Here is a 21,624-nt window from a genome sequence, read left to right as displayed (position 1 = left end):
GCATGTGTCTACTAGCTCGGTGCCATGTGAAGCAGAAAAAGCCCAAAAGCACTAAAAAAGGTAATACCGATAAATAACATCGCTGCTAACGTCTTCGATTGCGACACTGATTTTATTAGCGCAAATTCAACCTGCATTTGCAGCAGATCATTTAGCTCAAAACAGGCAGGTTTAGCTGTCAGTGGCTCTATTTTTACTATGTCGGTTGCTGGCATATCACTACTCCTTGATGACCACAAAATGTTACCTAACCACCATGTTAATGCCAGGTTAAAGTTAATTAACATTACATTTACTCATTTATTTATTTTGAAATTATTTGAATGAGTGAAAAGGATGCATAGTTGATACGAAGGAATTCAGCGCGTTATCGTAATTAGATTGAAAAGCACTTACAAGGCAAGCTTTAAGCGTAATTCGATATTAGCTAAGCCGTGTTTTTACTGGGCTTTCGACTACAGTTGTTCGAAATAGAGTGAAAGGAAAATGGAGTATTTCACTATGATCTCCTACCACCATACATTAGCGTTAGTCGACAATAATTCCGTCGCCCAATTTGCCTTGAACAAAGCGCTGCAACTTGCCTGTAAAACCAAAGCTAAGGTCACCGCCTTAAAAGTGGAAAAACCTTATAACAACTTTCTCAACCGCTTAGGATTAATCCCCGATAATGCGCTCGACCCAATGTTATTTGTCAATAAGCTACTCAGTAAGTATCAACGCCTAGGTGTCGAAGTCGAGGTTAAGCAAATTAAAAACACCAAAGACCACATTGCGATTCTTAATGAGACCAATGCCTGTGACTATGATTTAGTGGTGATGAATAATCAGCACCACAACACTATAGTCAGTGAATTTGTGCCCAGCTGCGAGGACCACCTGCTGCGAGAAAGTAACCTACCTATTTTAATCGTCGGTAACAAGTCATGGCAAAAGCAGGGGCACATTTTAACCGCATTAGAAACGGCCGCTTCTAACATTGCTCATAGAGAATTGAATCAGGACTTGCTAGAAGATAGCCAGCAATTAGCTAGCCTGCTGGAAAATGACATCCATCTGCTAAATTGTTACCAGCTGGAAAACTGGAGCATGTCCATCAAACGTGAGGCAAACTTCATTAGCGATGAACAGCAAAGAAGTCAGCATTGGGGGCATTTGGTTGACTCAGCAAGAGCCTACCAGCTAGAAAGTGACCATCTACACCTTGAACAGGGGCTTCCCGATCACGTCATCCCTGTCATCGCTAACCGGTGTAATGCCAATTTGTTAGTGATTGGTGCGGGTGAACATCACGGCTTTATCAGTGATTTAAAAGGTCACACCTCATCGGTCATCATCGATCAATTAAAGTGTGACATTTTAGCGATAAAGCCCGTCAGCCACTAACAGAAGTAAACTTCTAGCTGAGCACAGCCATAACTTTGCAGTACTGCGATTGGCTAGGCGTCTCTTTCACTTTGATTTTCTGCAACAATAGCAGATCCAGCTTGTGCCCAAAAATCGACCCGAAACTGGGTGTCAGCCGTCATTAACTCAACTTTATGCCAATACTGTGGTGGCGAGATAGCGGTTTGCCCGACTTCAATAATGAGTTCATTTTCAACCTCTGCTCGCCTATCTTTAAAGCCGTAAAACTTAAGTGTGCCACGCAGTACATGGATCTTCCCATATACTCCCGCTTTAGTGTTATGCAGGTGCAGGAACATCTTCGGCACAGTGTCCTTATCAAATAGCGGCGTTGATTTATAATTAACAAAATCTTTCGGTATCGTTGCCATAGTCGGTTTTAATCCCTTTATCATTATCACGCTTTGCTTCAATATAGCGCGATTAAGCCTGAGTTAATCAACTATATGCAAACTTAAGCCAATTGCTAGTTGCACTGGCACCCAAGCATCAAACGAATGAGCCCTAATGAACTCTAAATACAGCTACACCACACAGTACACTTTAGATAAAAGTCACTTTAGCGAGTGCTTTGATGAATCCGTCACTACCGATACATCGATACGTGCATATCGAAAGGCAATCATCTTTACTCTTATTGGTGTGCTATTACTGCTGACTGGTATCAATGCCTATGCCTCTTGGTTTTTAATCGCCTTAGGGGTTTTAGAGGCACTCAACATTCGTTACAAAAAACCATGGTGGCTGCTGCGCCAGATGATGAGTAAGGCGGCCAATAATGAAGTGACTTTAACGATTGATACTAAGGGGATCTCTAATGATTCTTTCTATGTCAAAGGCACCATTCTTTGGCAAGATATCGTTGCAATCAAAGAGACTGAACAAGGCTTTTTACTCAATCAGGCTAAAAGCGTCAGCTACCTTTCCAAGCGTAGTCTAGATGAAGAAGCCATTGCATTTGTCGCGAGTAAAAGTAACAGCGAAGCGTGAGCGGGCTCAAATTAACGCAACTCAGCTTAAAAAATAATGTTCAGCTGAGTTGCATAGTGTGATGAGTATTAGCATGCTTAATAAAGGCAAACCCTTAGCTAAAGCGTTAGATTAAAGGCGGACATGTTTTTTAACCTAACCATTCAATAATGAGTAAACTTTAGCTTATTCAGCAGCCTAAGATTTTTATGTCCAACTGAATTTGGCTGGTCCGAAATAATCACACTTACAGTGGCGCAAACTTGAGTCTTCGATTGAGCACTTTGTGACCTGTATCACTTTGCAACAAATCCACTTTAACCCCATGCTGCCATTAGCAAATAGTGATACTCTATATTCTCTTTTGTTAATTTTGTAATCATAAGTCGATATCAATATATGCATTATTTATTGGCGCTAATCTTAAGCATTAGCTTCTTAACAACCACAGCCCATGCTAGCAACAGCAGTGAAGGCTGCGATAACAACAGCGACTGCATTGAAGTGGGTCGTTGGGATATTGGTATTGCACTTGGCTATGGTGAGAAATCTAATCCGCTTAAAGATTTTGATGATATTCCTCTTTATGCCATTCCTACCATTGCTTACTACGGTGACCAATGGTTTTTTGATAACGGTAATATTGGTTACACTCTCACTGAAGGTGAGAATTACACAATCAATTTAGTCGGCACCTTTAGTACTGATCGCGCTTTCTTCTATCGTTGGGATCCCTCTAATATTTTTCTGTTAAAAGGAAATAGTGTCGAACGTGCAACGACCAAAGGTCCGACTATAATGGCCGCTAGTAGCGAACCAGAAATCGACACCAGTGAATTAACAAATAGAAACTTTACCTATCTTGGCGGAGCAGAGGCTTTTCTTTACACAAGGTTTGGTATAGTTAAAGCCTCTGTTGCACATGATCTTTTTAATGTGCACAACGGAACAGAAGCTCAGCTAAAATGGTTGTACAATATTCCGCTAGAGAGTTGGAATTTTGAGTTTGCTGCAGTGTTAGACTGGAAGAGCGAACAAGTCGTTGACTATTACTATGGTATCAGACCGAGTGAAAGCCCTTATTGGAGCGAGAAGTATCAAGCGGAGTCAGCTTTGAATCAAAGTATCGAATTTACAGGACAATATGTGTTAACTGAGAATTGGAATTTACTGCTGGTTGCCCGCTATACCGACATTGCCGACGCAATTGTTGATAGTCCTCTAGTCGAGAAAGATTACACAACTACCTATTTTGTAGGCGCAGCATACAGGTTTTAATATCAGTGCTATCGCTAACTAAAAAATTATTTCTCTGTTTTATTTTCTGCTCAGTATTGAGCGGCTACGCTGTCGCTGATGAAGATGAAGATGAGCCATTGGCAGCAAGCCTAAGCCTATCTCCCGAGATTTGTATTACCAGTGCAGATGAAGAAACCTGCAATACTGAAGTTGTACTTGGGTGGGAATTGTTGCACGACCGCCCCATTTGTATCCTTTCTGATTACAAAGAACTAAAGAAATGGTGCAACAGTTCACCAGACGTTAACTCTTTAGCGGTAAATATCAGTGCAAACAAAGATATTCAGTTTGTCATGATAGACAAAGATACCCACGAGACGCTTGCGGGTGTAAAATTAAAAGTTACTCAAGCTTCGTCGCCTCAGGTTAGGCGTCGCTACCGCAACCCATGGAGTTTATTCTAATGACCAACTCTCAATCTACGCATAGAGTCCTACTCGTAGAAGATGACATTCGTCTGGCCAACTTGATCGTAGACTACTTAAAATCGCATGGAATGCACGTCGAAGTCGAGCGTCGCGGAGATACAGTCTTAACCCGCCTCATCAACTATAAACCTGACATTATTCTGTTAGATATAATGCTGCCAGGCATGGATGGCTTAACACTTTGTGAGAAGCTTCCAGACTACTTTGCTGGTCCTATCTTATTGATGAGCGCATTAGGTTCAAACGAAGACCAAATTAAAGGCCTAGAACTAGGTGCAGATGATTATGTGGTCAAACCGGTCGATCCAGCTCTGTTAGTTGCCAGAATTAATAACTTGCTGCGTCGTCAAGCTAAGCCACCTCAAGTTGAATCTCACTGTTTAAGCTTTGGTAAACTAAGTATCGACCCACACACTCAAGCCATTCGCTTAGGCGAGACGGAAGTTGATCTTACCAGCCATGAGTTTGAACTATTATGGTTACTCGCTTCTCAAGCTGGTCAAGTCATGAGCCGCCAGTATATCTATCAGTACTTGCTAAACATCGACTTTGACGGTAAAGATAGAAAGATAGATGTGCGTATTTCGCGCTTGAGAAAGAAACTGGGTGACAACATCGAAACACCTTTTAGGATTAAAACGGTTTGGGGACAGGGATATCTATTCGCACCGGAAGCATGGAATAACTAACTTTCAAGTTAGCCACAAATGAAGCGTCTATTTTTAAGCTTATATCTATTGTTAAGCCTAGGCTTTCTGGGTATAGGTTGGACGCTCGATAGTCTTTGGAAAAAGAATGTCGATCAAGAAGGTGCGCTAGACGCACCTTTAGTTGCTTTAGCGCAAGTGCTAAGCAAGCTGCCACACACTGAGCGGCATGAGATGCTCAAAAGCATCAATAACAATCCCAAATTCCCGCTAGCATTACTCGATGCCGATCAAGTTGCATTCTCAGAAGATCAAATGGTGCAAAATGATGCCGTGATCGCCACCCCCTATGATATCAACCATGAGCTACAATTTATTGCGGTCGGCGAGCATATCCTAATGGCGGGGCCAATAGAGCTCGACCCTGATGCCAGCTTAAGGGGTCTTTATAATATATTCTTTTATTTGTCCTTAGCTTTTGTCGCCCTTATCTGGGTCTGGCCACTATCTAAAGATTTGAAAACACTGCGTAATGCAACCAAGGAATTTGGCCAAGCCAAATGGAATACCCGCATTAAGCTGACTAAGCGCTCACAAGTATTACCGCTAGCAACCACGTTTAATGATATGGCTGCGCATATAAGTGCATTGATTGAAAATCAAAAACACCTGTCGAATGCAGTGTCCCATGAAATCCGAACGCCGCTTGCCCGCCTTAAATTCGCCCTAGCATTGATCCCACAATATTGCCTGCCGGAATCAGATCCCCAGCGCCGACAAGATTTTCTCGATGAGATGCAGCTCGATATCAAGGAGATGGAAAACTTACTGCAAGAGCTGCTTACCTACGCGAGTTTAGAAACCCAAAGAGAGGGACTGCAGTTTGAGCGTTGTGAATTAAACAGCCTTGCTAAACAAACTATTAGCCGTTTACAGACACACCATTCAACGCCTATAGAGTTAATTGAAACAGAAACTGCGGCGCAAATCATGGCCGAACCGTCTTTGATTGAGCGAGCATTACAGAACCTAATTACCAACGCCCAGCGCTTTTGCGTTGATAAAATAACAGTGGAAATAAGTGTTGAAGGAGAACAGATTTTATTATCTGTGACTGATGATGGCGAAGGGATATTAGCGCAGGATCAGCTGAAAATTTTTGAACCCTTTTACCGCAGTGAAACCAGTACAAATGGCAATAAAGGTCATGGATTGGGTTTAGCAATTATTAAGCGGATCATGGATCGACATCAGGGGAAAGTTACGCTAAAAAGTCAGCCAGGTTTCACCCAATTCACACTTATTTGGCACAAAAAATAGCACTACAATAGACGTAACTGACAACCCATTAATCTAATTTGAAATCCTTTGAGTCGAGTGATTCTTCTGGCAGTTCCTGAAAATCTAAACTCGGGTTTGCCTTCGCTCTTTCTTCAACCAATTGTGCCTTTCTCGCTTTTAACATTGCAAGTTGGCGGCGACGCTTACGCTGCTTACATAACCTAATAACATCAAATTTTTGCGCATCAGAAAACTCGAGCCACTTAAACCGTTCGTCTCGATTACGTAAACATCCTTTACAGTATCCCCTCGCATCACTTTGGCAAACACCAATACAGGGACTGGGGATTTCAAAAAACTCTAACTGTTCCATACCCTAAACATATACTATGTAAGGATTAATACCAATTGCATCAGCAAAATTGCCACTGCCAATCTAACTAAAATGACTATACTTAACTTTTAACCTAATACAGTCATCGCGCGAAGTGATTCAAAGTTGTAGGCTAGTAAGACAAAGGCGTTGCCACCTAAAATAAGAGGTTCGAGCATGAACAAACTAAAACGTATTCTATTCACCTGCGCAATATCAATACCGCTATTAGCCCAGCTTGGATGCAGCTCACCCCCCAAAAATGATTATGATCTTAACTATAACTTTGCTCCGCTAAAGAGTTTTAGCCAGATTAACCCAGCACAAACGACGGATCCTCTAAGCGCCGCCAGAATACAACAATCGATTGCAACAGCCCTTACAACTCAGGGCTTTGTTCAACAAGATGATAAGGCAGACTTTCTAGTCACTTATGGATTTAGAATTGATGATAAACCGAAGGATTCCGGTTTTTCTATTGGCCTAGGCGCCGGCTCATGGGGCAGCTCAAGTGGCGGCAGTATCGGTACCAGCGTTGATGTACCTGTAGGCAGTGATACGGCTAAAATTCAAACCATCCAAATTGATATTCTCGACCCACAGACAAAGCAGCTTATTTGGCGAGGTAGCGACAAATTCAGCTTCGATGATGGCGGTGAAAAAAAAGCCCAAGAGACCAATGCCACAGTTAGTAAAATTTTGGCGCAATTTCCCCCCAAGAAAGAGCAGTAATACCAATCAGTATAAAGATTTGATCGCTCAGCGAGAGTTTAACGGCTTTGAGGTAAGGCAATGAATGAAGAGCATAGTTATTCTACGTTCAAGTTCATTAACGCAGCATCAGAGCCGCTAAAACTCGCCTGTAGGAGTGTTTTTGGCTTACTACTTCTGCGTTGAACAAACTTATTAGGGAACAACCATTATGTCATTACTCACTTTGGATTAGCCTGCCTTGAATTAGTTCGCCAAAAACGCTCTGAGTAGATCAACTTCTTATATTGATTGGTATAATCAGCCATTAAAAAAGGACGCCTAAGCGTCCTTTTTTCTATCTCAATAGAGATTAATGCGCGTGTGCAGCACTTGCTTCTGCAGCAGCATCGGCTTTTTCAATATCTAATAGCTCAACTTCAAATACCAACGTTGAGTTAGCAGGGATCGTTGCAGTGTCACGATCGCCATATGCTAAGTTAGCAGGGATCACGAACTTAAACTTAGAACCCACAGACATTAGCTGTACACCTTCAGTCCAACCAGGAATAACACGGTTAAGTGGGAACGTCGCAGGCTCGCCACGCGCCACTGAGCTATCGAACTCAGTACCATCTGTTAGTGTACCAACATAATGGACTTTAACAGTGTCAGCAGCAACAGGCTTCTCACCAGTGCCTTCAGTCAATACTTCGTACTGTAAACCAGACTCAGTCGTCGTCACACCTTCTTTGGCTTTGTTTGTTTCCAAATAAGCAGTGCTTTCCGCTAAGCTCTTTTCTGCAAGAATTGCAGCTTGTGCTTGGCGTTTCTCATTTAGCTTTTCATCAAGGGTCTGCAATACAGTCTGCATCTCTTCTTGAGTCAGCTTAAGCTCGCTGTTTAGACCTTCGCTGAAACCGGTCACGATAAGGTCTCTATCAACTGCTAGACCTAACTCTTCTTGCTCCTTGATATGGCCAGCCATATAAGTACCAATTGATGCGCCAACGCTGTAGGCTTCTTTTTGCGCTTCGGTTTTCAATTCTACAGAAGCTGGAGCAGCTACGGCTGCTTGCTCTTGATTACAAGCAGTAAGACCAACAACGGCCAAAGCCACTAGTGAATATTTATAAAGAGATTTCATTTAAAGCTTCCTCAGCATCTACACGTGGTTACTATAACCTTTACTTTTATTAGGCGAACCACTTTATACTAGTTAAATAGGTTATTCCAATCTGATTGGACAAAAGCGGCACGGCTGTGATTTAAGCCACTTTTTCAATACAGATTAATATATTACATACTCTAGCTGTCTTTAGCCTGAATGACTGACACACTAGTATGAACAAAGATTCATTAAGAAGACAACGAAGGGCGAAGCAAGTTCATCGTATATTTATTACAATCGTTGCTTAAACTGCTTTTGTTTACTTTTAGCCTACTGTTAGCTGCCAACCTTCGCTTATTGCGCAATATTGTTCAACAAGTTGCAAGCGCTGCTATCCCCAAACATTGCTAGGCGTTGTATACTCCAGCGCTAATTAAGATCATCATAAGCAAGTACACTGAGTGCTTGCCAATCCATCAGAGGTTAACGTGGATAACATAGAACACCGAGTTGAAGAGCTAGAGATGAAGTTGGCATTCCAAGATGGCACTATCGAAGAGCTCAACCAGCAAGTCATAAAACTAAACGATGTCGTAGCACTGCAACAAGAGCAACTGCGTTTATTATTAAGCAAACTTCAATCTGTAGAACCCAGCAATATGGCGACCCAAGCTGACGAAACACCACCGCCACATTATTAAATGCACTAAGTTAATCAGCGAAGTTTTCTGTTCAGCAGTAACCCTTGCTATATTTAAGTGATAAGGGGTTTATTTGCATTCATCTTCGGTTCAGATTCGATATGGTATATATAGCTGTATATGGATGAAATTTGTAAGTTTATATAAATTTGCATGTCTGAATTCTTTTATCATTTATAATGCATTTTAGCGCTCACATCTATTTCCCAAGTAAGCACACAAGGAAGCCAATGCTAGTAGCAGACATTACCGAGGCGTTAGCATGAAAAGTATCTTGCTGCTAACGACTATGATGCTAAGCCTCAGTGGGTGTGCATTTAACAGCGTATTCATCAATTACCCGTCCCAGATTGCACCGGTAAAAGCGCAGCTTAATTCAGCAACGCCGCTACAAGCGGCAAAAATTGTTGAGTCTGAAGTCACCAGCGCAGACGGCCTGTTGTATGCGCAAGAGGCTGGACGTTCGGCTCAGATAGCAGGCGACTTTGAGGGCAGTAAAACATTCTATCAGCAGGCTGCAAATGCCTACCGAGTGTTTGATGATAAAGCAAAGCTCAGCCTGAGCGATGCAGGAGCAACGGCTAGCAGTATCTTCATCAATGATAATGTTATCCCCTACCGCGGCCCCGGTTATGAGAGGGTCATGCTGCATCAATACCAAGCACTTAACTATCTCTTTAGTGGTGATGCAGAAGGTGCATTAGTCGAGGTGCGTCGCAGTAATGAGCTGCAGAGTTCTGAACAGGCTCGTTATCAAAAATCCAATAAATCTGTGCAAGCAATGGCAAATGGCACCATCGATGCTGAAGTCAATAAACTTGGCAAGGCCGCTGGCAGCACCACCAGTTCATTTTTAAATGCCTATAGTTATTATACAACTGGCATGCTGCATGAGATCTTAGGCGAACCCAATGACGCCTATATTGATTATCGTAAAGCTGCACAGATCTCACCCAATAATCCATACTTACAAAGAGACTTAGTCAGATTAGCTAAGCAACTCTCAATGCCACAGTATGACGAATTTAAAAAGCGTTGGGGTGACGCCGTCGTTCCGAAAAAAGATGAAGGACAAGTTATCGTCATGATCGAGCGGGGGTTTGTACCAGAGAAACAAAGCCTCACAGTGCCCTTTACCATTCACGGTAATTGGCAAACCGCTTCGCTGGCGACTTACTTCCCAACCAAGCAATCAGTCAAGCCCGGTCGCATACAAGGACTTGGGACAGTGCTTGTAGCAGCGCCCATTGCCAATATAGACTCATTGGCCATTACCGCGCTCAAAGAGGATCTTCCGGCTGCGCTTGTGAGACAAGCAGCCCGAGTTTATGCCAAGTCGGAAATGGCTCGAAGTGTTGAAAGTGATAGCAAACGTCGTAATAATCAAACTGATTACGCCTCAATTGCTATGCAGATCTTTAACGTTATATCAGAGCAAGCCGATAGACGCAGTTGGTTGACCTTGCCTGAGCAAGCACAAATTGCCCGAAGTTATGTTAAAGCTGGCAGCTATTCGGTTAAGCTCGACAATGCTGCAGCAAATACAATTAAAGTTGAAACTGGCCGCACCACACTTATTTGGGTCATTGATACTGGCAATTACACCCGTTTTTATTCAATAATCATTTAGCAATCACTTGTATGGAACTTACTATGAAACATTTAAAAGTTATTTTTATTCTCGCGGCAGTTATCGGCTTGTCAGCGTGTCAGTCAAAAGTTGAGTACGGTGATGCCACTGAAGTGGAAACCGTCAATGAAAACTTCGGCTCTACCGACCTGCAAGCTATTTCAGCTAAAATGGTTGATAGCATGCTGACCTTTCCACCAGTTGTAGCGATTACCGCTAATGATCGCCCAATTATCTTTGTTGATAAGATTAAAAACAAAACCTCTGAGCATATCGATACTGAATCAGTCACTGACTCAATCAGCAACAAGCTGCTTCGTTCTGGCAAATTCCGCTTTATTGATATGACCAAAGTTGACTCTGTACGTAAGCAGCTAGATTACCAAAACAATTCAGGCATGGTTGACCCATCAACGGCAATAAGCTTTGGTCGTCAAATCGGTGCACAGTACATGTTATACGGCAACCTATCTAGCATCGTAAAACAAGATGGCAGCACTAAAGATGTTTACTACAAAATGACTATGCGTTTAATGGATCTAGAAACAGGCCTGATTGAATGGTCAGACGAAAAAGAGATCCGTAAAGTTAAGTCTAAATCATTCTTAGGAATGTAATTTAAGTCAGCACTCGCTAACTAAGTAATAAAAGCCAGCATCTCGCTGGCTTTTTTATTTAACCTTCTGCGCACAGCAGAAATAGGGTACCGTATGCAGCTTATCCAAATCGCTTATTAAAAGGATGCTGTTTTGAAGCTGTTTTATACTGTACTGGTTGCTCTACTCTCTATCATGCTAAGTGCATGCAACTCGACACCTCGAGAGCCAATATCAGCGCGAGACGGCACACCATACATTAGCCAACAGTCTGCCATGCAGCGCTCTGCTAGAATCACAGATGTAAAATATGACTTGGCCTTTAGCTTAACTGGCGAAAGTCGATTTTCAGCAACTACGATTGTTAACTTCAACCTAAGTGACACCAGCAAAGCGCTCACACTCGATCTTAACCAAGCTACCATTAGCCATTTTAGTATTAATGGTAAAAAGGTGTACCCAAACTATAACGGCAGTTATATCACTTTAAATCCAGGCTTATTGAGTACTGGTAACAACACCGTTGAAGTGCAATTTAGTCGCGAACACAGCACCAACGGCGAAGGTTTGCATCGCTTTGTCGATCCAGTCGATGGCAAGGTTTATCTATATTCTCATTTTGAACCTGCTGCAGCGCAGCAAATGTTTGCCGTTTTTGACCAACCAGATCTAAAAGCTAACTTTACCTTATCGGTCATCGCGCCCAAAGAGTGGACAGTCATTAGTGCCATGCGTGAGTCTTCAATTACAGAGCTTGGTGATACTCGCCAATGGCAATTCCCACAATCTCCTAAGTTGAGTCCTTATAACTTCTCGATGCATGCAGGCCCTTACCATCAGTGGACCGATGACAGCGGCCCCTATCCACTACGCTTATTTGCGCGTCAATCTGTCGCAGAGCAAGTCACACCCCAAGACTGGTTTACTTATACTCAACAAGGGCTTGAGTTTTTCGACGACTATTTCGGCATTGCCTACCCGTTTAAAAAATACGATCAAGTGTTGGTACCAGACTTCCTCTATGGCGCCATGGAAAATGCTGCAGCAATTACCTTCAGCGAAAGTCGTTTTCTGTTTAATAGCGAAATGACTGCCGCGCAGAAACAGCGTTTAGCCAGTGTCATTATGCATGAAATGGCTCATCAATGGTTTGGCAACTTAGTCACTATGAAGTGGTGGAACGGCCTATGGCTCAATGAAAGCTTCGCATCATTTATGGGGACTTTAGCTACTGCAGAAGCCACTGAATTTAGCCATGCATGGCGTACCTTTTACGCCAATAACAAGCAAAGTGCTTATCACTTAGATAGCCAAGCTAGCACCCACCCTATCGAGGTTCCCGTCGCTAGTTCGCAAAACGCTTTTGATAATATAGATGCGATCACCTACTCAAAAGGTGCCTCAACACTAAACCAACTAAACCATCTGTTAGGCGAGAAAGCTTTTCAGAAAGGTGTACAAGATTACCTGTTGCAATACAGCTACCAAAATGCCGAACTCAATGATTTTATTAAAAGTCTAGGCAATGCAGCCAAGAAAAATCTCACCACTTGGAGTCAACAATGGCTTTATGAATCTGGGGGGAATAGCATTAAAGCCGATTTCAGCTGTGAAAATGGCCGCATTACACAGTTTAACCTGACGCAGTCAGCCCCTAGCAGTACTCTATCGACCTTGCGTGAACAACGGGTCCAAATAGGCTTGTTTACTCAAGGGCGTAATCGTCTACATCATAATATTAGTATGCCAGTGACCTATAAAGGTGCCACAACTAAGGTCACTCGTTTAATTGGCTTACACTGCCCTGACCTTGTCTACCCTAACTATCAAGATTGGGGTTTCGTAAAGGTCAATCTTGATCCCGTATCTTTCAAGACCGCAAAACAAAATTTGCGTCTTGTAAAAGATCCATTGCTACGTTCGATGCTTTGGCAAAGCTTGTGGGATAGCGTTGAAGACGGCAACCTCTCACTGAACGATTATATCGGTGCCGTGCTGATCAATTTACCGGGAGAAGCAGACCAAACCATTGTAGGACAAGTGCTGAAGAGTTTATCTAAAACTCGGGTTTATCTCGACAAGATGGATCCGAGCAATCAACGTTTTGCCAAACAAGCCGTTAGAGCCATTGAACAGATGAGCCTGCGAAAAGTGATGATAAAAAGCGATAGCAGAGACTTTCAGCGTCGCTGGTTTGAAAACTATGTCAGTTTTGCACGCAGTAAAGATGCACTCAATCATATCGATGCGCTACTCAGCGATAAAGCCAGCATTAAGGGCTTAGTGCTGGATCAAGATCTTCGTTGGTTGATGATAGCGCATTTAAATCGCTACGATCATCCAAGTGCCATGTATTGGTTGCGAAAAGAGCGCGATGTAGACAGCAGTGATGCAGGACAAAAATCAGCTCTTGCAGCCGAAGTGTCTCGACCTGATGCGCTGAAAAAGCGTCAGTGGTTGACCCGCATCCAACAGCAAACCAACCTGCCTTTTTCTAAGCAGCGTAGCATCATTGAAAACCTTTACCCTAGTGAACAAAAAGCACTAAGCGCGGTTACGACAGAGCAACGTTTAGCAACACTAGCTAAGCTCGACAGTGAGAAAGGACCGATATTTATGCGCAGTTATGCCAAATACCTCATCCCAACAAACTGTAGCTACGCTAATGAGAGTGCATTGCAAAATCTGCAAAGCAACACTCAGCTCACTGATGGAACCGATAGAGCGCTAAAAGAGGCTATTGGGCAGGAGCAGAAATGTTTACTGATAAAATCAAAGATGAGTCACTGATAAGCTATAGCCTCGCTATAAAGCATCCCTAGATAACAAAAAGCCACCTTAACGGTGGCTTTCTTATTCAGTTTATCAATTAAACGAATAAGTCTTTAATATTTTTCAAATCGCCTTTCCCTTCAGCAAGTTCTTCTGCTGAAAGTCCTGCTACTTCATGGGGGAACACCAACCACTCTTCAGACTCGTGAATAAAGTAATCAGGTGTTAGCGGTACAGCAGTGTTTTTAGGCTTGTAGTATGGGCAAGCGATACGTACATCTTTTGGCATGTTCAAACGCATTAAGTCACTTAACTTATCTTTAAGCGCGTGAACACTGCGACCTGAATCAAACACGTCATCAACAATCAATAAGCCATCGTCTGCGTTAGCATTCTCAACGATATAATGTAAGCCATGTACTTTAATCTGCTTGCTCTGCTGGTTAATACCATAGTAAGAAGAAGTACGAACGGCAATGTGGTCAGTTTCTACTTTTTTAAAGTCAAAAAACTCTTGCACAGCGATCCCAATAGGCGCACCACCACGCCATATACCCACAATAAATTGTGGACGAAATCCACTTTCATAAACCTGTGCTGCTAAGCGAAAAGAATCTTCTAGTAATTCTTGCGCCGTGATAAAGCGTTTATCTGACATCTGACCGTCCCCATCTTGGTATAGTTATCTTATTTTGGGTCTCAAAAATGCAGTTATTAGCCACTATTCCAAGCTCTGAAATAGGCTCTCGCTAGCGTAGTCCTAGCGCAACTGTTTAAAGTGTAGGCACCCACCCGATTTTGGAGGCGAATTTTATACTAAAAACCGTACTAATGCTGCAAAAATGGCGCAAAGTTGTGGCTTATGCCAATCAAATTGAATAAGTACTCTAAACATTGCCACGATAAAATAGATTTATATTAAGGGCAGTTGATCTTTGATGGTTATTTTTGCCGCAGTTTATTGGCTATTTTAACAAGGCAGAGATTATGCGGTTTAGTCATTCTCCACAAATAAGCTGTAACACAGTAAAAGTAGCCAAGAAGCGCGGCCCTTCGGGTTCGTTTCAATGCTTTTATTCTTTTATGACTAGAATCCGTACGCGCTTTTCACTTAGCTCGCTAAACATCATCGCTTAAGCCTTACGGTAAAAAATTGAACAAAAATCAAGCTCAAAAGATAAACAGCCCCTAGTTATAGCGGTGAGTCACATGCTCTTCTGGTGATAGCGTTCATTGCAGCATAACGAGGTCACTTCACCCTTTACGCTAGAGCCGTTACCGTGAACATTTACCCAAAAAAACGGCCACCAGATGGCAGCCGTTTATTAAATATCTATACTGTTTTTTAAGACACTTTTACCTAACTCAACTCTTCTAAGCTAGGTGTGCCCGCTTTAGTGACGAGTGAATGATTACGCGCTATATCTTCCACAAATCCACGAGTCATAATGGTATCAACATAGCGCCAATCACTGCGAACCTCATCGTGTGTGAAGGTTAACGTCAACATACCGCGGTTCATCAAATTAGCGTATTTAAGGCTATCTACAAGCCCTAGAATAGCCTCTTCTGTCGCGGGTATATCTTTAGCATCGATTCCTAAGTAATACTCAAGCCCTGGTGATGATACTGAACTTGTTGCAAACTCTACCCCAACTGCATCGCCAACCGCATCTTTGAGTTCATTGGCCCAAGCGTTATGAGTATCACCCGCTATCACGACAAGGTTTTTAGCCAATGACTTTGCGGTTGCCAAAATAACTTCACGCTCATAGGCATATCCATCCCAAGCATCTAAGTTGTAAGGAATAGAAGGCAGTTGCAACAGAGCCATTGCTTCAGGGGTTAGCTTATCGCCATAAAACTGCAGATATTTAAGCTCATCAGCGGTCAACGTCGGATCGCCCGCTTGCGCTCTGGCAGCAAAACCTGCCAGCGCGGCTAATTGACCAAACTCAGGAATAGACAATTGCTGTGTTGCTATCGCAGCAGGAAGCATCATCTGCCCCATAAGAACTTGTTGCCCAAGCACTTGCCATTTAGCGGTTGAGGTCAATAGCGTCGACTGTAACCACGTTTGCTGTTCTTGCCCAAGCATAGTTCTATTGGTGTCGGTAACATCAGCCATAAAGCGCGCACTATCTAGTCCCCCCGTAGCAGGATCCATATAGTCTGGGTATTCAAGCGGTTTATCTCTACCTAGTAGTCTTGTATCTAACATGTGCAGGTCGACAAGATCACCAAATTGGAAGCTGCGGTAGATCTCTTCGTGATTCCCTTCTCGCCACGGACGAATAGGTAACCACTCGAAATAAGCCTGCAACGCGCCCTCTTTACGCGTATCAAAATCACCTTCATTGTCGTTGTGATTCTCAGCCCCTTCACGCCAGCTATCATTAGCTACTTCATGATCATCCCAAACGGTAATAAAGGCGGTTTTGGCATGTAGTTTCTGTAAACTCAAATCACTGCGGTATTGCCCGTAGCGAGTTCGGTAATCAGCTAAGCTAAATAGCTCGCCTTCAGGTAATACTTCACGCCCAAGCTCCGCCGCACGCTCACTGGCATATTCGCCACGAGCATATTCGTAGATATAGTCACCGAGATGAATAACTGCATCCAAATCATCCATTCTCGATGCCATCTCATAGACATTAAAGTAGCCAGCGGGGAAGTTAGCACATGACAGAACGGCGAATTTTGCTTGCGCGAGCGCGCCCTGAGGTAAGGTTTTAGCCATACCAGGGGGAGACATATTGCTACCAGCCTTAAAACGATAGAAATATTGAGTTCCAGCTTCTAGCCCAGTCGCATCAATTTTTACCGTGTAATCTCGATCACTATTGGTGACCATCTCACCATTAGTAATCACCTGACTAAAAGTACTATCGGTGGCAACTTCCCAGGATACTTTGACATCACCAGCGGACATCGGTGACACACGACTCCACAAAATAATCGCATCATGGCTTGGGTCACCACTGGCTACACCGTGTAAAAATTCCGCTGCTATAACGTCTTCGTCATCATCGCTGCTGCAGCCCATCAGGCCGTATGATACTACTGCTGCGCCTACGCCTTTGGCAGACATAGCAAGAAAATCTCTTCGAGAGAAAGGTCGTTTCATTATTATTATTCCCTTAATTTTATTTTGTTTTGCTTTAGTGGTACGAGGTCTAATGAGTCTGGATGGTAATCAGCAACTATTACACATTCGTGACAATTAGGTAAAGCATTTGTTAACTCAGGCTAAGAAAGGAATGTTAAACTCAATAAAACGATTTTTAGATTAGCAAATCCCCCTAAGAAAAATAAACTCTATAGAGTGCAGAAATACCATACAAACCAGTGCAGTATTTCTTGTGATTCCATTAAAAGGAATTAGAACAATCAATAGCATCATTGAGTAAAGGAATTCCGTACTGAAACGGATAACACTTGATAACACTTGATAACACTTGATAACACTTGATAACACTAGATAACACTAGATAGCACTAGATAGCACTTGATAACACTATAAGGTTATCGCCGAGAACGGATTGTGCACAGCACAGGCGCATGATCGGTACTATGACTATCCCGTTCATACTGAGGGTTAATCAGATGGCGATCTTCAGTCTGGTAATCGGTAACTTCTGCGGTGCTGGTATGAAAATGGGGGTTAAAATCTTGAGACAATAAAATATAATCGAGTACGTTTCCTTGAGCGCCATAATAATGGGTAGCTTGCCTTTGAGAAGCTATCGAATTTTCATTTAAAATATTTTCAGCATTCACTTCTGCCTCTCGCTGGCGATACAGCTGATAAGCATCAGATAGAGGATAGCTTGCTAATTCCCCACTGCCCTCTCTTTCGAATCGTAACTCTTGCGTCAATAACAAAGACAGCGGTTGATGATTCAAAGAGTCATTAAAGTCCCCCAATAATATCATCGCATTCTGGGTTTCAATTCGCCGCTGCATCATAGTATGAAATAACAACGTCGCTTCAGTGCCCCTTTGAATACCTGATGCCCATTGGCCAAGAACATTACGTCCAAGTAACTCACCAAAGTTCGCTTTTCCACTATTTTTTGCAGTCAGGCTTTGCGCTGGCGGCAATTCATCTAATGATGCTCTTTTAGATTTAAGGTGAACGACATAGATATCGCAGTGGCCAATGTCTGGCAACACAACGGTGACCCTAAGAGGCATACGACTGTATTTAAATGACTCTTCTAACCCCAATGCTTTGGCGTAATCGCTATCAACATCAATTGCCTGCACCTCTTCAAAGGCAAATTTAGAAGCGATAGCAACCACAGGATCACGGCAGATAAAATCATCAACAATACTCGGTTCATCAACGACAGCAAAATGCTCAAGCCCGGCTTGGCGAGCCTGTATCGCTAAAGCCTCTGCAGAGAAAACTTCTTGAAAGCCAATAATATCAGGCTGATTCTCAGCAAGGAAGTTGGCTAACCAAAGCTGTTTCTTAGCCCACTGTTCACCACTATAGATATTCTCAAAATCATAGTAAGCAAGCGGCGGTTCGATATAATTGAACAAGTTGAAACTCGCCACTTTAGCTTTAAAAGTTGTTGTTTCATTTTGCTGTGCATTATTGTCCAACGAATGCTCCCGACTGGGTTTAATGGCTGGCAGGCTTATCACCTTTTAGCTTGAGAAATAGTTGCATCATTATCACTGCCAATGCCCCAGCAATAACGCCAAAAACAGAGTTTAAAATACTCGGTGTAACAAATGATAATACAGGGCCAACAACTGATACGCTTTCAATATAAACAGCAGCTTGGCCTATGCGTTCGCTAACCCAGTGCAGACCATGAGTTAAGATCCCACCGCCAACCATAAACATGGCGATGGTGCCGACTACAGATAAGGTTTTCATTAAGTAGGGCGCAGAGTTGAGTAACATGAAACCAAATCGACGCTTGAAACGGGCAGCTATGCTTTCGCCCTGACGCTGACTTAAATACAAGCCTGCATCGTCAATTTTCACAATCCCCGCCACCAGACCATATACACCAATGGTCATGACGATAGCAATCACGCTTAAGGTGAAAAACTGCGTGGTTAAGCTTTTATCGGCCACAATACCGAGCGTGATGGCTATGATCTCAGCAGAGAGTACAAAGTCAGTTCTAATGGCACCTTTTACTTTTCTCTGCTCATACTCTTTAAGATCGCCAATCACCTCTTCGGGTAAGGCTTCTGCGGCTGCTTGGCCTTGCTGTTTTATTTGGTAACTATGGTAAATCTTCTCGAAGCCTTCATAGCAAAGGAATAAGCCGCCAAACATCAGCAAGGGCGTTACCGCCCAAGGAATAAATGCGCTAATCAACATAGCTGCCGGAACTAATATGCACTTGTTTTTAAATGAACCCACTGCCACAGCCCAGACAACGGGCAGTTCTCTATCTGCTGAAACACCAGTAACTTGCTGGGCATTCAGTGCTAAATCATCCCCTAACACACCAGCGGTTTTACGCGCAGCAATTTTACTCATCGCCGCCACATCATCCAAAATGGTGGCTATATCATCTAACAAGGTTAATAGGCTTGCCCCTGCCATAGTGACTCCTTTAATTCACTAGCACTGTCAGCACATTTTAAAGTCTGTAACAGTGCAAAAATTCCATCTAAAAAATTACTTGAGCGTGCTAACACTGAACTAAAGTAATCAACCCTAGTTATCGCTTTAAGCCAAGCTAATCATGATATGCCAAGCTTGTCACTTTAAACACAAATTTCAGACACGCTTTAGCCGTTTAAAGCGTATACTAACGCCATATTTTTAATTTTCGCCTTTAAAAAGGATTTCGTTATGACTCAAGATGAAATGAAAAAAGCCGCAGGATGGGCTGCACTACAATATGTTGAAAAAGATAGCATTGTTGGTGTGGGAACAGGCTCAACGGTCAATCACTTTATTGATGCCCTTGCGACCATGAAAGCAGATATTGACGGCGCCGTATCAAGCTCTGAAGCTTCTACCGAGAAAATGAAAGCTCTTGGTATTCCAGTATATGATCTTAACAGTGTTGATGACCTGTCAGTTTATGTTGATGGCGCTGACGAAATTAACGGCCACATGGATATGATCAAAGGCGGCGGTGCTGCGCTAACTCGCGAAAAAATTGTCGCTGCTGTTGCTGATAAGTTTATCTGTATCGTTGATAACACTAAGCAGGTCGACATTCTCGGTGAGTTCCCACTGCCTGTTGAAGTTATTCCAATGGCGCGTTCATACGTAGCGCGTCAGCTAGTTAAACTTGGCGGCGATCCTGTATACCGTGAAGGCGTAGTGACAGACAACGGTAATATCATCTTAGATGTCTACAACATGAAAATCATGAACCCAAAAGAGCTTGAAGAGCAGATCAACGCTATTGTCGGTGTGGTCACTAATGGTTTATTTGCCATGCGCGGCGCTGATGTGCTGCTAGTGGGTACGCCAGAAGGCGTTAAAACAGTAAAATAATTAGCGCTAGCTCAATATGAGCTACCGTAAAAAAGCCACAGACTTTCAGGCCTGTGGCTTTTTTGTTTTTAGCTAATCAAAAAGATTATTCGACTTGCGCTGTCTCGCTATTATTTTCAAGCTCATCTTCAGCCTTGTCGATATTCAATGCCTTTAAGGTTGCAGCGATATCTTCAGCTGCGCTTTCAGCATTAATGTCGTCATCTATCTTTAATATTTTCCCGTCTTCGCCAATGTAAAAAGTAACCCGACTCGCTACCCGTACAAAATTAAGCACATCATAAGCTTTAGCTGTTTCTTTAGTTGGATCGCTTAACATGGGGAAGTCCGCTTTTTGCTCTTTAGCAAATGCTTGGTTATCTTCTAGCTCATCAACACTGGCCATCATATAGACCGCATTGTACTCACGAATGAGATGACCTTTTTGAACCAGAGATTTACATTCAAGCGTACAGCCATGGGTGTTAGCCATTGGGTACCAAGCCAGTACCAAAGTTTGCTTGCCTTTGTAATCGCTTAGCTGATAAAAGTGCCCGTCAGTTGCTTGTAACTTGAAATTTGGTGCGGTATCACCAACCTTTAAATCGGTTGCTGCTGCCGACAGCGGCAGTACTAGCGCTGCGGCTAAAAGTATCTTTGATAATTGTTTGATCATAGTTTTCACCTAATATTCCCTGTGTCGCCTTTAATTGTTATAGCACTTATACCCATAAAGATACGCATTACAAACTAAAAAGATCACCTACAGTCGAGAGCTATTTTAAGATAAGCACTCAAATGCTAAATCGTAAGCCTTGCCTAAATCTACAGTCTTTGGTCGACATGATTTCAATTCGCTGTGCTTTTTGTCGGATGCGCGTAATGTCGCAGGGTGAATGAACTCAATCTGTGCATTACAACTTGCAAGCATCGCACCTTCCATTAAAAATGTGCCAGCTCCACCTGCACCCTGTCCTGTTGTTGCGCGCCGGTTCAGTACAACTTTATCAATACCATTGCTGGTGATATGTGTATTTACTTGTTCGATAAAGACGACAACATCAGCTTGGGTTGGGTTTTTAAGCAAACTAAATTTTGTTACTTTGGGGGCGATTAAGCTATGACTAGCACGCTCCCCTGTTAGGGTCACGATTCTAGCTTCGTTCGCTTTTAAGAAAAGCCCTGCAATAATCACTTTTTCTCTCCTAAGCTCGCTCTAAAAATAAAAATGCCAGCTATCAAGAACTGGCATTT

The 21,624-nt window shown here is 42.8% G+C and carries 22 protein-coding genes; 12 read left to right on the top strand and 10 right to left on the bottom strand.

The annotated features are described in order from the left end of the window. Positions 1–11 precede the first annotated feature (11 nt). Entirely contained in the window at positions 12–215 is a 204-nt protein-coding gene (locus tag K5R16_RS15450) for a hypothetical protein (protein ID WP_220738449.1), read from the bottom strand. A gap of 271 nt (positions 216–486) precedes the next feature. Here K5R16_RS15450 and K5R16_RS15445 point away from each other — a divergent pair, with 271 nt between their 5' ends. After that, a complete protein-coding gene (locus tag K5R16_RS15445) occupies positions 487–1,386 on the top strand; it encodes a universal stress protein (RefSeq protein ID WP_259649901.1) in 900 nt (299 codons plus the stop codon). 53 nt (positions 1,387–1,439) lie between these two features. Here K5R16_RS15445 and K5R16_RS15440 read toward each other — a convergent pair whose 3' ends face one another. Next, a complete protein-coding gene (locus K5R16_RS15440; RefSeq protein WP_220738474.1) occupies positions 1,440–1,778 on the bottom strand; it encodes a DUF1971 domain-containing protein in 339 nt (112 codons plus the stop codon). A 136-nt stretch (positions 1,779–1,914) separates the two neighbouring features. Between K5R16_RS15440 and K5R16_RS15435 the strand changes: the two genes are divergently transcribed. From K5R16_RS15435 to K5R16_RS15415, 5 genes are all read left to right on the top strand, one after another. After that, positions 1,915–2,397, top strand: a complete 483-nt coding sequence (locus tag K5R16_RS15435; protein ID WP_220738448.1) for a YcxB family protein — start codon at positions 1,915–1,917, stop codon at positions 2,395–2,397. A gap of 378 nt (positions 2,398–2,775) precedes the next feature. Next, positions 2,776–3,654: a MipA/OmpV family protein gene (locus K5R16_RS15430; RefSeq protein ID WP_220738447.1), complete on the top strand. Its 879-nt coding sequence runs from the start codon at positions 2,776–2,778 to the stop codon at positions 3,652–3,654. A gap of 56 nt (positions 3,655–3,710) precedes the next feature. Then, a complete protein-coding gene (locus tag K5R16_RS15425; protein WP_259649900.1) occupies positions 3,711–4,079 on the top strand; it encodes a DUF3019 domain-containing protein in 369 nt (122 codons plus the stop codon). Further along, complete coding sequence (locus tag K5R16_RS15420; RefSeq protein ID WP_020911068.1) at positions 4,079–4,792, top strand: response regulator; 714 nt, start codon at positions 4,079–4,081, stop codon at positions 4,790–4,792. Before K5R16_RS15425 ends, K5R16_RS15420 begins: the two co-directional genes overlap by 1 nt. A gap of 18 nt (positions 4,793–4,810) precedes the next feature. Beyond that, positions 4,811–6,070, top strand: a complete 1,260-nt coding sequence (locus K5R16_RS15415) for an ATP-binding protein (protein ID WP_220738446.1) — start codon at positions 4,811–4,813, stop codon at positions 6,068–6,070. 28 nt (positions 6,071–6,098) lie between these two features. Here K5R16_RS15415 and K5R16_RS15410 read toward each other — a convergent pair whose 3' ends face one another. After that, complete coding sequence (locus K5R16_RS15410; RefSeq protein WP_220738445.1) at positions 6,099–6,404, bottom strand: DUF1289 domain-containing protein; 306 nt, start codon at positions 6,402–6,404, stop codon at positions 6,099–6,101. 177 nt (positions 6,405–6,581) lie between these two features. On the opposite strand from K5R16_RS15410, the gene K5R16_RS15405 reads away from it, so the two are divergent. After that, the gene (locus K5R16_RS15405; protein WP_220738444.1) at positions 6,582–7,136 is read left to right on the top strand and encodes a DUF4136 domain-containing protein; all 555 of its coding nucleotides are present in this window, start codon (positions 6,582–6,584) and stop codon (positions 7,134–7,136) included. A 331-nt stretch (positions 7,137–7,467) separates the two neighbouring features. Here K5R16_RS15405 and fkpA read toward each other — a convergent pair whose 3' ends face one another. After that, the gene (gene fkpA, locus K5R16_RS15400; protein ID WP_220738443.1) at positions 7,468–8,241 is read right to left on the bottom strand and encodes an FKBP-type peptidyl-prolyl cis-trans isomerase; all 774 of its coding nucleotides are present in this window, start codon (positions 8,239–8,241) and stop codon (positions 7,468–7,470) included. A gap of 452 nt (positions 8,242–8,693) precedes the next feature. Here fkpA and K5R16_RS15395 point away from each other — a divergent pair, with 452 nt between their 5' ends. The 4 genes from K5R16_RS15395 (at position 8,694) to pepN (ending at position 13,922) form a co-directional block, all read left to right on the top strand. Further along, a complete protein-coding gene (locus K5R16_RS15395) occupies positions 8,694–8,906 on the top strand; it encodes a SlyX family protein (protein ID WP_220738442.1) in 213 nt (70 codons plus the stop codon). A gap of 262 nt (positions 8,907–9,168) precedes the next feature. Then, positions 9,169–10,536 carry a COG3014 family protein gene (locus tag K5R16_RS15390; protein ID WP_220738441.1) on the top strand — a complete coding sequence of 456 codons (1,368 nt, stop codon included), beginning with the start codon at positions 9,169–9,171 and terminating at the stop codon, positions 10,534–10,536. A gap of 23 nt (positions 10,537–10,559) precedes the next feature. Next, positions 10,560–11,153 carry a penicillin-binding protein activator LpoB gene (lpoB, locus tag K5R16_RS15385; RefSeq protein ID WP_020911061.1) on the top strand — a complete coding sequence of 198 codons (594 nt, stop codon included), beginning with the start codon at positions 10,560–10,562 and terminating at the stop codon, positions 11,151–11,153. Positions 11,154–11,285: 132 nt separating this feature from the next. After that, positions 11,286–13,922 carry an aminopeptidase N gene (gene pepN, locus K5R16_RS15380; protein WP_374758400.1) on the top strand — a complete coding sequence of 879 codons (2,637 nt, stop codon included), beginning with the start codon at positions 11,286–11,288 and terminating at the stop codon, positions 13,920–13,922. A gap of 79 nt (positions 13,923–14,001) precedes the next feature. Here pepN and K5R16_RS15375 read toward each other — a convergent pair whose 3' ends face one another. The 4 genes from K5R16_RS15375 to K5R16_RS15360 form a co-directional block, all read right to left on the bottom strand. Next, complete coding sequence (locus K5R16_RS15375; protein WP_220738440.1) at positions 14,002–14,562, bottom strand: phosphoribosyltransferase; 561 nt, start codon at positions 14,560–14,562, stop codon at positions 14,002–14,004. A 702-nt stretch (positions 14,563–15,264) separates the two neighbouring features. Further along, positions 15,265–17,031 carry an alkaline phosphatase gene (locus K5R16_RS15370; RefSeq protein ID WP_220738439.1) on the bottom strand — a complete coding sequence of 589 codons (1,767 nt, stop codon included), beginning with the start codon at positions 17,029–17,031 and terminating at the stop codon, positions 15,265–15,267. Between the two features lie 398 nt (positions 17,032–17,429). Then, positions 17,430–18,518, bottom strand: coding sequence for an endonuclease/exonuclease/phosphatase family protein (locus tag K5R16_RS15365; protein WP_259649899.1), 1,089 nt, complete (start codon positions 18,516–18,518; stop codon positions 17,430–17,432). 19 nt (positions 18,519–18,537) lie between these two features. Further along, on the bottom strand, positions 18,538–19,482 hold the full coding sequence (locus K5R16_RS15360; protein ID WP_220738438.1) for a DUF808 domain-containing protein: 945 nt from the start codon (positions 19,480–19,482) through the stop codon (positions 18,538–18,540). A gap of 252 nt (positions 19,483–19,734) precedes the next feature. On the opposite strand from K5R16_RS15360, the gene rpiA reads away from it, so the two are divergent. Continuing rightward, positions 19,735–20,391: a ribose-5-phosphate isomerase RpiA gene (rpiA, locus tag K5R16_RS15355; RefSeq protein ID WP_220738437.1), complete on the top strand. Its 657-nt coding sequence runs from the start codon at positions 19,735–19,737 to the stop codon at positions 20,389–20,391. Between the two features lie 85 nt (positions 20,392–20,476). Here rpiA and K5R16_RS15350 read toward each other — a convergent pair whose 3' ends face one another. Next, a complete protein-coding gene (locus K5R16_RS15350) occupies positions 20,477–21,046 on the bottom strand; it encodes a redoxin domain-containing protein (RefSeq protein ID WP_220738436.1) in 570 nt (189 codons plus the stop codon). Between the two features lie 105 nt (positions 21,047–21,151). Further along, positions 21,152–21,565 carry a DUF3010 family protein gene (locus K5R16_RS15345; RefSeq protein WP_220738435.1) on the bottom strand — a complete coding sequence of 138 codons (414 nt, stop codon included), beginning with the start codon at positions 21,563–21,565 and terminating at the stop codon, positions 21,152–21,154. Positions 21,566–21,624: the final 59 nt, after the last annotated feature.

The sequence above is a fragment of the Shewanella sp. c952 genome (genome assembly GCF_019654975.1).
Classification (GTDB): domain Bacteria; phylum Pseudomonadota; class Gammaproteobacteria; order Enterobacterales; family Shewanellaceae; genus Shewanella.
The sequence above is the reverse complement of the archived record's forward strand: the minus strand, read 5'-3'. Positions and strand labels throughout refer to the sequence as shown.

Excerpts from the sequence above, each read along its gene's own strand:
- K5R16_RS15410 (WP_220738445.1), bottom strand. The coding sequence starts at position 6,404 with ATGGAACAGTTAGAGTTTTTTGAAATCCCCAGTCCCTGTATTGGTGTT.
- K5R16_RS15440 (WP_220738474.1), bottom strand. The coding sequence starts at position 1,778 with ATGGCAACGATACCGAAAGATTTTGTTAATTATAAATCAACGCCGCTA.
- K5R16_RS15350 (WP_220738436.1), bottom strand. The coding sequence starts at position 21,046 with ATGATCAAACAATTATCAAAGATACTTTTAGCCGCAGCGCTAGTACTG.
- K5R16_RS15430 (WP_220738447.1), top strand. The coding sequence starts at position 2,776 with ATGCATTATTTATTGGCGCTAATCTTAAGCATTAGCTTCTTAACAACC.
- K5R16_RS15445 (WP_259649901.1), top strand. The coding sequence starts at position 487 with ATGGAGTATTTCACTATGATCTCCTACCACCATACATTAGCGTTAGTC.
- K5R16_RS15390 (WP_220738441.1), top strand. The coding sequence starts at position 9,169 with ATGAAAAGTATCTTGCTGCTAACGACTATGATGCTAAGCCTCAGTGGG.
- K5R16_RS15420 (WP_020911068.1), top strand. The coding sequence starts at position 4,079 with ATGACCAACTCTCAATCTACGCATAGAGTCCTACTCGTAGAAGATGAC.
- K5R16_RS15405 (WP_220738444.1), top strand. The coding sequence starts at position 6,582 with ATGAACAAACTAAAACGTATTCTATTCACCTGCGCAATATCAATACCG.
- K5R16_RS15435 (WP_220738448.1), top strand. The coding sequence starts at position 1,915 with ATGAACTCTAAATACAGCTACACCACACAGTACACTTTAGATAAAAGT.
- K5R16_RS15360 (WP_220738438.1), bottom strand. The coding sequence starts at position 19,482 with ATGGCAGGGGCAAGCCTATTAACCTTGTTAGATGATATAGCCACCATT.
- rpiA (WP_220738437.1), top strand. The coding sequence starts at position 19,735 with ATGACTCAAGATGAAATGAAAAAAGCCGCAGGATGGGCTGCACTACAA.
- K5R16_RS15450 (WP_220738449.1), bottom strand. The coding sequence starts at position 215 with ATGCCAGCAACCGACATAGTAAAAATAGAGCCACTGACAGCTAAACCT.
- K5R16_RS15375 (WP_220738440.1), bottom strand. The coding sequence starts at position 14,562 with ATGTCAGATAAACGCTTTATCACGGCGCAAGAATTACTAGAAGATTCT.
- lpoB (WP_020911061.1), top strand. The coding sequence starts at position 10,560 with ATGAAACATTTAAAAGTTATTTTTATTCTCGCGGCAGTTATCGGCTTG.
- fkpA (WP_220738443.1), bottom strand. The coding sequence starts at position 8,241 with ATGAAATCTCTTTATAAATATTCACTAGTGGCTTTGGCCGTTGTTGGT.
- K5R16_RS15415 (WP_220738446.1), top strand. The coding sequence starts at position 4,811 with ATGAAGCGTCTATTTTTAAGCTTATATCTATTGTTAAGCCTAGGCTTT.
- K5R16_RS15370 (WP_220738439.1), bottom strand. The coding sequence starts at position 17,031 with ATGAAACGACCTTTCTCTCGAAGAGATTTTCTTGCTATGTCTGCCAAA.